General features: G+C 69.1%; 13 protein-coding genes. 5 read left to right on the top strand and 8 right to left on the bottom strand.

Annotated features, from left to right (window positions below):
• Window positions 1-16 precede the first annotated feature (16 nt).
• Genes epsI through AC1D12_RS11290 form a run of 6 tightly spaced genes read right to left on the bottom strand, consistent with a single transcriptional unit; the run spans window position 17 to window position 5,938 of the window.
• On the bottom strand, window positions 17-757 hold the full coding sequence (epsI, locus tag AC1D12_RS11315) for an exosortase-associated protein EpsI, B-type (protein ID WP_465111083.1): 741 nt from the start codon (window positions 755-757) through the stop codon (window positions 17-19).
• Window positions 754-1,632, bottom strand: coding sequence for an exosortase B (xrtB, locus tag AC1D12_RS11310; RefSeq protein WP_477840462.1), 879 nt, complete (start codon window positions 1,630-1,632; stop codon window positions 754-756). The genes epsI and xrtB overlap by 4 nt, the downstream gene beginning before the upstream one ends.
• A gap of 1 nt (window position 1,633) precedes the next feature.
• Window positions 1,634-2,518 carry a polysaccharide biosynthesis tyrosine autokinase gene (locus AC1D12_RS11305; RefSeq protein ID WP_477840460.1) on the bottom strand — a complete coding sequence of 295 codons (885 nt, stop codon included), beginning with the start codon at window positions 2,516-2,518 and terminating at the stop codon, window positions 1,634-1,636.
• A gap of 24 nt (window positions 2,519-2,542) precedes the next feature.
• Entirely contained in the window at window positions 2,543-4,000 is a 1,458-nt protein-coding gene (gene epsF / locus AC1D12_RS11300) for a chain length determinant protein EpsF (RefSeq protein WP_477840458.1), read from the bottom strand.
• A 22-nt stretch (window positions 4,001-4,022) separates the two neighbouring features.
• On the bottom strand, window positions 4,023-4,916 hold the full coding sequence (gene epsE / locus AC1D12_RS11295; RefSeq protein WP_082004124.1) for a polysaccharide export protein EpsE: 894 nt from the start codon (window positions 4,914-4,916) through the stop codon (window positions 4,023-4,025).
• A 26-nt stretch (window positions 4,917-4,942) separates the two neighbouring features.
• Window positions 4,943-5,938, bottom strand: a complete 996-nt coding sequence (locus AC1D12_RS11290) for an EpsD family peptidyl-prolyl cis-trans isomerase (RefSeq protein WP_465111086.1) — start codon at window positions 5,936-5,938, stop codon at window positions 4,943-4,945.
• A 262-nt stretch (window positions 5,939-6,200) separates the two neighbouring features.
• Here AC1D12_RS11290 and AC1D12_RS11285 point away from each other — a divergent pair, with 262 nt between their 5' ends.
• The 3 genes from AC1D12_RS11285 to AC1D12_RS11275 all read left to right on the top strand — a co-directional run bounded on the left by AC1D12_RS11285 (window position 6,201) and on the right by AC1D12_RS11275 (window position 7,606).
• Window positions 6,201-6,650, top strand: coding sequence for a DUF2726 domain-containing protein (locus AC1D12_RS11285; RefSeq protein WP_052211252.1), 450 nt, complete (start codon window positions 6,201-6,203; stop codon window positions 6,648-6,650).
• A gap of 91 nt (window positions 6,651-6,741) precedes the next feature.
• Complete coding sequence (locus AC1D12_RS11280; RefSeq protein WP_477840455.1) at window positions 6,742-7,014, top strand: hypothetical protein; 273 nt, start codon at window positions 6,742-6,744, stop codon at window positions 7,012-7,014.
• Window positions 7,015-7,027: 13 nt separating this feature from the next.
• Window positions 7,028-7,606, top strand: coding sequence for a hypothetical protein (locus AC1D12_RS11275; protein ID WP_477840453.1), 579 nt, complete (start codon window positions 7,028-7,030; stop codon window positions 7,604-7,606).
• Here AC1D12_RS11275 and AC1D12_RS11270 read toward each other — a convergent pair.
• A complete protein-coding gene (locus tag AC1D12_RS11270) occupies window positions 7,597-7,953 on the bottom strand; it encodes a DUF4288 domain-containing protein (protein WP_477840451.1) in 357 nt (118 codons plus the stop codon). The two genes, AC1D12_RS11275 and AC1D12_RS11270, sit on opposite strands and share 10 nt — an antisense overlap.
• A 209-nt stretch (window positions 7,954-8,162) precedes the next feature.
• Here AC1D12_RS11270 and AC1D12_RS11265 point away from each other — a divergent pair, with 209 nt between their 5' ends.
• On the top strand, window positions 8,163-9,224 hold the full coding sequence (locus AC1D12_RS11265) for a substrate-binding domain-containing protein (RefSeq protein WP_477840449.1): 1,062 nt from the start codon (window positions 8,163-8,165) through the stop codon (window positions 9,222-9,224).
• An 84-nt stretch (window positions 9,225-9,308) separates the two neighbouring features.
• On the top strand, window positions 9,309-10,889 hold the full coding sequence (locus AC1D12_RS11260) for an ABC transporter substrate-binding protein (RefSeq protein WP_477825728.1): 1,581 nt from the start codon (window positions 9,309-9,311) through the stop codon (window positions 10,887-10,889).
• Here AC1D12_RS11260 and AC1D12_RS11255 read toward each other — a convergent pair.
• Window positions 10,886-12,328, bottom strand: a 1,443-nt coding sequence (locus AC1D12_RS11255) for a response regulator (RefSeq protein ID WP_477840447.1), incomplete at its 5' end; no start/stop codon positions are given. The genes AC1D12_RS11260 and AC1D12_RS11255 overlap by 4 nt on opposite strands.

Genomic DNA, 12,328 nt, shown 5'->3' with positions numbered 1-12,328 from the left:
GTTCATGGGCAGGCGCTCACGGGGCGGTGGCGGCGACGCTGGCGTCGGCAGGACTGTGGGACGGGCTCACCGGGCCGATCAGGAAGCGCCGCGTGCGCGGGTCGACCGACTGCAGCAGGTCGGCCATGAAGCGCTCCTGCATCGCGTAGGCCGGTGCGGTGTCGCTCGCGATCGTCGAGACGCGGAACAGCAGGCCGTCCGGGATCCAGCCGCGCATGCCCTGCTTCAAGCGCGACACCTGCTGCTGCATGCCGGACGGGATCACGTCGTCGCCGACGCGCATCCAGTAGCTGATCGGTTCGCTGCGCGGCCCGAGACTGGCGAGCAGGCGCTGCACCGGCACGCGTGTCGCATCGGCCTGCACGGCGGCATGGCCGCCGCCGCGGATCTGGAAGCCCTGCGCCACGTAGCAGACCTCGGGGCGGTGCAGCTCCAGCTCGCCGGCCTGCGCCGCGCCGTACGCGATCGACAGCATYACCCGCTCGCCGGCCGGGCCCACGTAAGTGCGCGTCAGCGTCTGCGCATACAGCGTGTTCAGCAGCGCGACCTGCTGCGGGTTGATGACCTGCGCGACGGTGCCGTTGTCGACGCGCCAGCCGGCGAAAGCGCGCGGGATCGCGGTCTCGAGCTTCAGGTCGCTGCTCAGTGCCGCGAGGCGCGCGCGCGGCGTGAAGGCCTGGGCGAGCACGACCGCGCCGAGCATCAGCGCGAGCGCCGCGGTGGCCCGCTTCCAGCTCGGGACGAAGGCCGCGCTCATGCCACCGCCTTGTTGCGCACGCCGAGCCGCAGCAGCGAATCGGCGCCGGTGATCAGCAGCAGCGCCGCCATGAACAGCACCAGCCCGGCGAAGCCGTGCAGGAAGCCCTGGCCGGCCTCGTCGCCGAAGTGGTAGGTGATCAGCGTCAGCACCATCACGCGGATCACGTTGGCGCAGAAGCTGATCGGCACGATCAGGATCGCCAGCGCGACGTTGCGGAACACCGATGCGTGCCGCACCAGGTTCAGGTACAGCAGCCCGAGCGCCTCGAGCGTGAACAAGGTGTGCAGGCCGGCGCAGGCATCGGCCACCAGCAGCTGGTACTGGCCGATCTGCAGGATCACGCCGGTGCGGCTGATCGGGTAGCCGGCGCGGTACAGGATGTTCTCGGCCACGTACGACACCGCGAGCTTCATCGGCTGCGTCAGCGCATCCACCACCGTGCCCGGCAGCGGGATCATGAACAGCATGAAGAACAGCGGGAACCACAGCCGCTTCAGCGCCCCCGGGCCGCGCAGCAGCAGCCCGAGGCCGACCAGCATCCACAGCAGCGAGCCGATCTCGAGGATCAGGATGCCCTGCGAGCGCCCGAGCGCATACGACACCGCCGCCACCAGCAGCAGCGGCCACGCAAGCCACGGCCGCGGCCGGTCGCCCGGCACCGACATGGCGGCCGGCCACGCGCGCACCAGCAGCCAGATCGAGATGCCGAGCACGATCGGGCCGTGGCCTTGCTCGTCGGTGCGCCAGATGCCGTTCAGCAGGTCGAAGAAGCTCGGGCCGTACATCGCCACGAGGCCGAGCGCGGGCAGCAGCCACGGCGTGGCGAGCGCGCGCCACCTCGCGTCCGGTCCCGGGGTCGGCAGGGCGGCCATTTCAATAGTCGTTCAAGACCACGCCGGCCAGCTTGGCGGGGCTCTCGGCCAGGCTGGTGACCAGGTCCTGCAGGCCGTTCATGTGGCACTGGTTCTTGCGCGCGATCGCCAGCGCCGAGCCGCAGCGCGCCGCGATCACGCCGGCGTCGGCGCCGTACGACGCGGCCGGCGTGTCGACCAGCACGTGGTCGAACTTCGACAGCAGCTCGCGCAGCAGCAGCTTGAAGGCCGGCCGCTCCACCAGTTCCAGCGGGTTCGGCGGCGTCACGCCCACCGGCAGCAGGAACAGGCTCGGCAGGTCGGGCACCTGGTGGATCACGTTGGTTTCCTTGCGGCCGCTCAGCACGTTCGACAGCCCGGCTCCGTTCGCCACCGCGAACACCTCGTGCTGGCGCGGGCCGCGCATGTCGGCATCGACCAGCAGCGTGCGCCCGCCCAGCTGCGCCAGCGTCACCGCCAGGTTGGCCGCGAAGAAGGTCTTGCCGTCGCYCGGCTCGGGACTGACCACCGCCAGCGCCCGCTTCGGCTCGTTGGCCGAGAACAGCCGCATCATCAGCTGGCTGCGGATCGCACGGAACGCCTCGGCCTGCTGGCTGAACGGCTGCACCGCCGCCACCAGTTCGCGGCTCAGGTCGCGCCGCTCCTCGGGTGCATACGGGTAGTGGAACTGCTGCGACAGCGCGTACAGCACGTCGTCGTCGCTCGCGAAGCCGAGTGCCACCGCCGCCTCGCCGAAGCGCAGCCGGTGCTGGCGCTGGTAGGCCAGCACCGTCTCGACCTGCTGCGACGACAGGTTCTTCAGGTCGGCAATGATGTCGCCGATGCTGCGGTCGTGCAGCGGCTGCGCGTCCTGCGCGCCGCCACCGCCGCCGCCGACACTGGCCATCCCGTCTCTCATGTTCGCCATGGCTCAGCGCCCCCTCGTGCCGTTGGCGACGGCCAGTTTCGTGGAAGCACCCGGCAGCCGCGCCAGCACCCGTTGCGGCAGCACGAAGCGCTGCTTGCCGCCCAGCAGCCGCTTGCGCATCGGCTGCGGAATGCTGCCGATCACCGGCAGGCCGATCGTGCGCACCAGGTCTTCCGGGCTGCGCACGCGGCGGTCGATCAGCTCGCGCAGCAGCGCGATGCCCACGGCCAGCATGCCGCCGAGGAACACCGCGACCAGCATGTTCAGCAGCAGCCGCGGCGACGAATGCCGGGCCGGCACCGACGCGCGCGTCAGCACCGAGATGTTGGTCTGGTTGTTCTGGCTCTCCAGGCTGGTCTGTGTCAGGCGCGCGCCGACCGCATCGTAGGCGCRCTGCGCGGCCTCGAGGTCGCGCTGCAGCACCTGCGACTCATCGCGCTGGTCCTTCAGCTTCAGCACCTTGCTGCGCTGGGCCTCGAGCGCGGCACGCACGTCGGCCTCGCGCGCCTTGTTGATGTTGTTGTTCACGCCCATGCTGCTGCTGACGCGGCGCACCTCGGCGTCGTAGCGCGAGCGCAACTCGTTGATGTTGGCCTTCAGCTCCAGCACCTGCGGGTTGGCGTCGCCCAGGCGGGTGCTCAGCTGCTGCAGCTGGGCCTCCTGGCGCGACAGGTCGGCGCGCAGGCCGCCCACCACCGGGTTGTTGATCACGTCGGGCAGCTGGTTCGGCGACAGCGCGGCCTGCTGCTGGCGGCTGGTCGATTCGGCGCTCAGCGCCTGCAGCGTGATCAGCTGCGTCGACAGCTCGTTCAGCTTGGCGTTCTCGACGTCGAAGCGCTCGTCGGTCGACACCAGGCCCTTCTCCTTCTGGTAGGTCGACAGCTTGGCCTGTGCCTTCTCGAGCGAATCGCGCAGCTCCTTCGCGCGGCTGTCGAAGAAGCTGCTGTACTGCTTGGCCGGATCGACGCGCAGGTCGAGGTTGGTGTCGATGTAGGCCTGCACGAAGGCGTTGGCCAGCGCCGCGCTGAACTTCGGGTCGGGCGAGGTGTAGCTGACGTTCAGCACGTTGCTCTCGCGCGAGGGCTTCACGTCGAGGTGCTTCTGCAGCGCCTCGGCCAGCCAGGCTTCGAACTCGCCGTTGCCGTCGGTGGCGTCGAGCCACTTCGCGCGGCTCTCGGCGTTCTGGTTCAGCTTCATGTCGCGCACCACGCGCTGGGCCACGCGGTCGCTGGTGATGATGTCGACCTGGGTCGACATGTAGCCCGGCGTCATCATGCCGGCGAGCACCATGCCGGCAATCGGGTCGGGCGACTTGACGTCGATCACGAGGGCCGCGCTGGCGGTGTATTTCTTCGGCAGCAGCAGGCTCAGGGCGAGCGCGGTGCCGAGGGTGAACAACAGCATCGCGAGCGCCGCTTTCCAGCGGGCCCGCAGGATGGACATGAATTGCGAGAAGGACATGGCGAGGCTCGCAGTGATGGGGTTAGAACAGGCTTTCGCGGATGTAGATCACGTCGCCGTTCTGCAGCGTGTCGTTCATCCCGGGCTGCAGTTCCTCGACGCGGCCTTCGCCGTTGCGCCGGTGCACGCGCAGCCCGCGCGTCGTGCCGCGCTGGGTCAGGCCGCCGCCACTGGCGAGCGCCTGCATCAGCGTCATGTTGATCTCGAGGCGGATCGCGCCGGGGCGTTGCACTTCGCCATAGATGTAAACGGTGGGCATGCGCTCGACGTAGAGCGTGTCGCCGTTCAGCACCACCGGATCCTGGCTTTGGGCGCCGCTTGCAAATAGTGCGGCAATATCGACCTGAAGGCGGTACGGCTGCCCGTTGCGGATACCGGTCAAGATGACAACATCGCTGCCGCCCGGGGCGATGCCGCCGGCCTGCGCGAGCAGCTCGCTCAGGCGCATGCCGCTCACGTCGATCGGGAAACGGCCCGGGCGATTGACCATGCCGAGCGCCGAGGCCTGGTTGCCGCGCACCTGCGTCACCAGCACCGTCACCTGCGGCTGCTTGACGAAATTGCCGGTGCGCAGGCCGTCGGCCAGTGCCTTCTCGATCTGCGGCACCGTGAGGCCGCCCACCGTCACCTGGCCGAGCAGCGGGAAGCTGATCTGGCCGGTGTCGGAGACGCGCGTCTCGATCGCGAGGTCGGGGTTCTGGTAGACCGCGACGCGCAGCACGTCGCCGGCGCCGATCACGTATTCGCGCGGCCGGGTGTCGGGCGCCACGCCCGGTGCGATCGCCGGGGCGTTGCCGCTCACCACCGCCGCGGTCGTTGCGGGCGCGGGGGCCGTCTGCGCTTGCGCGAGGGCGGTTCCCCACGAGAGTGCGACCAGCGCGGCGGCACCGATCGTGCGCTGGGCAAGGCGTTTCATCGTCATGGCCATCGGGGGTGTTTGCATCACTTCAGGTTGGAGAGTCCCTTGTTGACGGACGACGCGTCGAGCGTGCTGCCCGAGGCGGCGGGGGCCGCGCCCGGGGTGGCGCTGGTCGCGGACACGTCCGCGGTCGGCGTCGTGACGACCACCGGCGGCGTGCCGTCGGCCGGCGCGGCGCCTGCGGCCTGCGCGAACTTGCCCTGGTACTCGATGCGGGCCACGGCGCGCAGCTGCTTCAGCTGCTGCTCCACCACCTGGCGCTTGCGGTCGACCAGCAGGTATTGCTGGATCGCGTTCTTCGCCTCGGGGGCGGCCAGCGGGGCGGACTTCACCGACACGATGGTCAGGATGCGCGCGCCGAGCGGTCCGGCGATCACGTGCGACTGGCCTTCCTTCAGCGCGGCCATGGGTGCGGCGGCCTGCATCGGCAGCGCGTCGGCGCCCTGCGTCAGCTGGCGCGTGCCGAAGCGCAGGCCGGCAACGCGCAGCGCGGCGGCCACGTCATCGGCATTCTTCGCGGCATCGAGCTGCGGCTTCAGTGCCTGCTGCTGCGCCGGCGTCGCCTCGACGGCCGTCTCCACCAGCGAGTAGACGCGGCGCTGCGCGAACAGCTCCGGATGGGCGTTGTAGTAGTCGGCGACGTCCTTTTCGGTGGGCACCGCGGCGCTCTCGGCGAGCCGCTCGGCATAGGCGCGCGCGAGGATGTCGCGCCGCGAGGCCTCGATGGCCTGCACGACGCGCGGATCGCGGTCGAGGCGCTGCTCGTTGGCGGCCTGCAGCGCGAGTTCCTGGTCGATCAGCGCGTCGAGCGTCTTGCGGCTCGCGGTCTCGACCTGCTCCGGCTTCAGGGTGCCCTGGCGCTGCATCAGGAAGTTGATCTGGTGCACCGAGATCTCTTCCTTGTTCACCTTCGCCGCCACCTGGGTCGCCCCTTCGCGTTTGCTGCCGCAGGCGGCCATCACGAGTGCGCAGCCCAGCACGAGGCCGGCGCGCAGAACGGGTCGAACGGTCGTGGGCATGCGTGGATGTGGCAAATGACTTCTCCTCACGTGCCGCCCGCGGCCGTGATCGATTGAACGCGACTCAGGGAAGGCACCAATATGACAAAAACAGAATCCGGTATGAGCAAGACTGATGCCCATGTGACGCAGTGCACGCTTCCCGGTTGCAATTGCGGAGCTTGGTTACACCCGGCGCGAGTTCGTGACGCCCGGCTACCCCCCTTGAATGGGTGGGGCACCCGCACAATCGCTGCACCGCAATCGATGCAAGGGCTCGCGAATGACGATCGTGCTGGTGGTGACCGTGCTGTTGCTGGCCGGGCTGGCCGTGCTGGGCGTGATGAAGAACCGCGCGGCGCGCGAGCCGGGCGTGGCGCCGGTGGCGCGGCGGCCGCTGGGCAAGCAGGAACAGCCGATGTTCCAGCGRCTGTGCGAGGCCTTTCCCGAGCAGGTGGTGCTGGCGCAGGTGTCGTTGTCGGCGTTGCTGACGGCGAGCCACCGCTCGACGCGCGGCCGCTTCGAGCGGCAGTTCGCGAACTTCGTGGTGTGCAGCCGCGAGTTCGACGTGCTGGCGCTGATCGAGCTCGACGACGCGAGCCACGCCCGCGATGCCGCCGAGGTGGCGGCGCGTGACGGCATGCTGAGCGCCGCCGGCTACCGCGTGCTGCGTTTCAAGCGCCTGCCGAGCGAGATCGACCTGCGGACGGCGGTGCTGCGGGCGGCCGGCTGATCGCCGGGAGGACTTTTCCGGAAGGTGGGCCGGTCGCGGCGACAATCACCGGTCGTTTTTGCCGATTCCGGCCCGAACTTTTTTCCGTGCCATGTCATCACGCTCTCTTTTCACCACCCTCGGCCTGGTGGCCGCCACGCTGGCGCTCGCCGTTCTGCTGAACCCGTCGGCCGAGCGCCATCGCGACAGCGTGCGCGCCGCGATCGGCGAACGCAATGCGCTCGCGAAGGTGCTGGGCATCGGCTCGCTGGCCGCGCTGGTGTCGAGCTACCACTCGCTCGGCGTCGCGTCGTACACGTCGGTGAACGGGCACACGCTGTCGGTCGGAGTGATGGGGATGGTGTTCGTGCGAGACACGCCTTGACAGGATCTTTCTGATGACCGAATTCCGATCGGTGGCCGTGGCCACCCTCTGTGCGGCATTGACGCTGGCAGCCTCCGCGACCCATGCGGCCGATGGCGGCGGGCCGTTGAAACTCTCGCTGGGCGGCGGCCTCACGGCTGGTGGCGACAACCTGGTGGAGGGCTCGGGCGCCGAGATGGACGCCGGCCGCGGCCTGCAGGTGTTTGCCGGTGCCGAGTACTGGGTGGCCGAGCCGTTCGCGCTGCAGATGAACCTGGGCTTCCAGATCGACCGGCGCAAGGCCGCGGGCGGCACCTTGCGCTTCCAGCGCTTTCCGCTCGAACTGATGGGGCTGTATGCGGTGACGAACAACCTGCGCTTCGGGGCCGGCGCGCAGTTCGTGTTCGGCGCGCGGCTGCGCGGCAGCGGCGACGCGGGCGCGTTGAACCAGAACTACAAGCACGCCACCGGCCGCGTGCTCGAAGGCGAGTTTCTGATCACGCCGCACTCGGCGGTGAAGCTGCGCTTCGTGAAGGAGAACTTCACCGCCGGCGATGGTGCGCCGAAGATCAAGGGCGACCATGTGGGGCTGATGTACACGCACTACTTCTGAGTCGACGGGTCCTCGAAGGGCGTGAGCAAGCTCTGGACTTCAGCATGCCTCAAGTACCGGGAGAACAACTCCGACCCATGGCGCAGAGGCTGATCGACGATCTGGGACACGCGCTCGACCTTGAAGAAGGTCCATGCGACGTGTGTGCCGTCCATCGCGACATAGGACGACTCCGCCGAGACGGCGAGCAGCGCGGCCTTCGCTTCAGCGTCACCGGCAGTTGGCGCCTCGATCAGGACGAGCGACTCTTCCCACAAGTTCGCATCATCGAACACACCATCTCGGGACGAACGAAACAGCAGATTGACTGCGAACAAGGGACCGCTGTTTTCGGAATGGATGGTCATGGGTCCGAGAGAGTCTCTTGAAGTTCATGAAGGCCCTGCCGGCCTGCAGGTCTGTAGCAGCGCGTAGTACAGCGCGCAGCAACACCGCACGCGTGCGATTCGTTGCACAACGGCGCGCGCCCTCAGGGTTTGCATCGATCGGTTACACGATGGTACGGCCTTAACTTGCGCGCCATCCAGCGCTTCGACTGGAGCAACCGAGACAAGCCATGAACCGTAGAAGACTCCTGCTTTCCCTCACCGCGCCGGCCTTGCTGGCGTCCTCTCACCTGGCCCGTGCGGCCGCGGCCGACAAGGGYCTGATCGGCGTGTCGATGCCGACCTTCTCGTCGCGACGCTGGGTCGACGACGGGCTCAGCATGATGCGAACGCTGAACCGGCTCAACTACAAGGTGGACCTGCAGTACGCGATCAACAACGCCGCCGACCAGCCGGGCCAGGTCCTGAAGATGATGGACGGCGGCGCGAAGGTGGTGGTGATCGGCGCGAGCGACGGCAGCGCGTTCACCGCGGTGCTGGACACCGCCGCGAAGAAGGGCGTGAAGGTCATCGCCTACGACCGGCTGATCCGCGACAGCGGCAACGTCGACGCCTATGCCACCTTCGACAACTTCGAGGTCGGCGTGCTGCAGGGCCGCGACATCGAGGCGCGCCTGAAGCTGCGCGACGGCGGCAAGGGCCTGATCGAGCTGTTCGCCGGCGCGGCCGACGACAACAACTCGCACTTCTTCTACAACGGCGCGATGTCGGTGCTGAAGCCGTACATCGATTCGGGCGTGCTGGCGGTGGGCTCCGGCAAGGTGGCGATGGCCGAGGTGGCGACGCCGCAATGGAGCGGCGCGATCGCGAAGGCGCGGCTGCAGGCGATGCTGAAGACGCTGTACGCGAAGCGGCGCCTCGATGCGATCCTCTCGCCGAACGACAACACCAGCGTCGAGCTGCTGACGGCGCTGCAGGGCGTGGGCTACGGCACCGCGCAGCCGTGGCCGGTGGTGACGGGGCAGGATGCCGAGCTGAACTCGGTGCGCTCGATCCAGCGCGGCGAGCAGTCGTCGACCGTCTTCAAGGACACGCGGCAGCTGGCGGTGCGCGTGGCCTCGATGGTCGACGAGTACATGAACGGCAAGCCGGCCACCATCAACGACACCAAGACCTACAACAACGGCGTCAAGGTGGTGCCGTCGTACCTGCTGAAACCGGTGTTCGTCAACAAGGCGAACTGGCAGCAGGTGCTGGTGGAGAGCGGGTTCTACCAGCAGGGGCAGATCTGACGGTCGACGAAGGGTAGATATCGACGCACAACCGTTGCGCACCGGCGCAGAATGGACCGTGCCGGCAACCCCCAGGAGACGGCCATGTGCGCAACAGCGAGGTGGACAGCATTGCTGATCGCGGCGTTCGCGGCAATGGCCGTGGCGACGGCACAGGAAGCCAAGCCGAAGACCGAGGTCTACAAGGCCGCGACGGTGAACGTCGGCAACATCGTCCCGCCGCGGGTCGTCGCCCCCTGTCAACCCGGCCGCTGTCCGTTCGCCGGACAGACCGTCACGATGCTGATCATCAAGGAGGCCAACGAAGGCGCCCTGGGAGAACTCCGGGCCGAGTTCGAGGCCGCCACCGGCGCCAGGCTCAACCTGGTCCAGCTCACGCACCAGGATCTCTTCCCCACCTTCATGTCCGACCTCACCACCCGTGCCGGCAAGTACGACGCCGCGTACGCCGGGGCCTGGTGGCTCGGTGAACTGGTGGCCGGCGACTACATCCTGTCGTACGACAAGTACTTCAAGGATCCGCGCTTCCCGGCCTGGAGCCTCGACGACGTGCTGCCCGCACCGCGCAGCCTGCTGTCGTATGCCGGCAAGAAGTACATGGTGGCCAACGACCACGACGGCCAGGTCATGTACTACCGGCGCGACCTGCTCGAAGACCCGCAGCACCGCGCGGCCTTCCGGCAGAAGTACGGCTACGCGCTCGACGTGCCGAAGACCTGGAAGCAGTTCCGCGACGTGGCCGAGTACTTCGACGGCAAGGACCTCAACGGCGATGGCGAGCCCGATCACGGCCTGTCGATGCACCTGAAGGTCGGTGCCCAGGGCATGTTCCATTTCATGTCGTTCTCGGCGCCGTTCGTGATCGGCCCCGGCAGCCCGAAGCTGTACTGGTTCGACCCCGCGGACATGCGGCCGCTGATCGCGAGTCCCGGGCACGTGCGTGCGCTCGAGGCCCTCGTCGACCTGGTCCGCTTCGGACCGCGGGACATGCGCTCCTGGGACCTCGGCCAGAGCTGGGACTACCTGCTCGCCGGGCGCGCGGCGCTGACCTTCACCTGGGGCGACCTGGGCGCGCTGGCGCAGCAACCCGGCAGCAAGGTCAAGGGCAAGATCGGCGCGGCACCGGTGCCGGGCACGCGCGAGTACTACAGCCTCGCGCGCCGCGAATGGGTCACCACCGCGCAGCCGAACGTGGTCGGCAACACCACCGGCGGGTCCTGGGCGGGCGTGATCTCGAAGTACTCGAAGGCGCCCGAGGCGACCTACTACCTGCTCGCCTTGATGGCGACCCGGGAGAAATCCAAGGTGTACGCGGTGCGCGGCTGGGACGGCATCGACCCCGGGCGCCGGTTCCACTTCCTGCCGCCCGACGGCACCGGGCAGGTCGACACCTACCTGCAGGCCGGCTGGAACGAGGTCGACGTGCGCGACTACCTGCATGCGTACTTCGAGAACTTCAGCAACCGACTGCAGTTCCCCTACCTGCGCATTCCCGGCGCCTTCAGCTACTGGCAGGCGCTCGACGTGCACCTGGGCGAGGCCGTGGCCGGCCAGCTGAGCGCCGAGGCGGCGCTGAAGGCCGCCGCGGTCGACTTCGAGGAGATCACGCTGCGCCTCGGGCGCGAGCGGCAGCGCAGTGCGTACCGGCAGTCCCTGGGACTCTAGAGTTCGGCCAGTTCTCCCAGCACCTGGTCCAGTTGCCTGGACACCTCGTGCAACAGCGCGCCCATCCCGGCGTCACCGGCGTCACCGGCGTGCGCCAGGCAGGCCTGCTCCAGGGCGGCCGCGGCCTCCTGCAGCGCCGGCATGCCCAGCGTGCCGGCCTCGCACTTCAGGTCGTGGGCCGATCGCATCGCGGCCTCGGCGTCCCCCGCTGCCAGCGCGGCCTGGAAATGCGACACGAATTCCGTCTCGCGGTCGCGGAACATGTCCAGCATGCGGCGGTACAGCGCGTCGTTGCCCCGCACGTTGGCCAGGCCGCTGGCGCTGTCGATGCTGGTGCCGGTGCGCCGCGGCTTCACCCAGCGCGCCAGCGTGGCGAACATCTCGTCGACGACGATCGGCTTGGCGATGTGGTCGTCCATGCCGGCCGCGAGCACGGCCTCGCGGTCGCCGACCATCGCGTTGGCCGTCATCGCGATCACCGGCAGGGTCCGCAGCGCCGGTTGCTGGCGCAGTGCACGCGTCGCGGCATAGCCGTCCATCCGCGGCATCTGGCAGTCCATCAGCACGGCGTCGAAGCGCTCGCGCTCCAGCATGTCCAGCGCCTCCTGGCCGTCGCAGGCGACGCTGACATCCACGCCGGCACGGCCCAGCAGGTCCACGGCCAGCTCGCGGTTGATCGCGTTGTCCTCGACCAGCAGGATGTGCGCGCCTGCCAGTGCCGCCCGGCGGTCGAGCAGTGCGTCGGCGCGCCGCGTGCTGCGCGTGGGCGCCAGCGGCACGCGGCCGAGCGCGGTGATGCAGGCATCGAGCAGCGACGAGGGCGTCACCGGCTTGGTCAGCAGCGCACCGACCGTCAACCGCTGTTCGGCCAGGTGCTGGCGCACCTCGTCGCGCCCGAAGGCGGTGGCCATCAGCACCACCGGCGCCGGGTGGCGCAGCCCGGCCCGGTCGACCAGCGCCTGCGCGCAGGCCACGCCGTCCATGCCGGGCATCTTCCAGTCCAGCAGCAGCAGCTGGTACGGCCGGTCGCCGGCATCCGCCTGCATCACCCGCCGCAAGGCCTCTTCGCCGCCGGCGGCGGCGTCGGCGTCCAGGCCCAACGCCCGGCTCATCTCGGTGAGCACCTCGCGCGCGGCGGCGTTGTCGTCGACGACGAGGACGCGCGTGCCCGGCAGGCTGTCGTGGTGCGTGGCCGGGGGCTGCGCCGCGGCGCCGGGCTGCAGGCTGAAGCCGAGCTCGAAGTGGAAGCAGCTGCCGCGCCCCGGCTCGCTGTCGACCGCCAGCTCGCCGCCCATCAGGTGCACCAGGTGCCGGCTGATGGCCAGCCCGAGGCCGGTGCCGCCGTAGCGCCGGCTGGTCGAGGCATCGGCCTGCGTGAAGGGCTCGAACAGGCGATCCTGTTCCTCCCGGCTCATGCCGATGCCGGTGTCGCGCACCTC

The organism is Rhizobacter sp. P1_G5 (genome assembly GCF_056405435.1).
The sequence above is the reverse complement of the archived record's forward strand: the minus strand, read 5'-3'. Positions and strand labels throughout refer to the sequence as shown.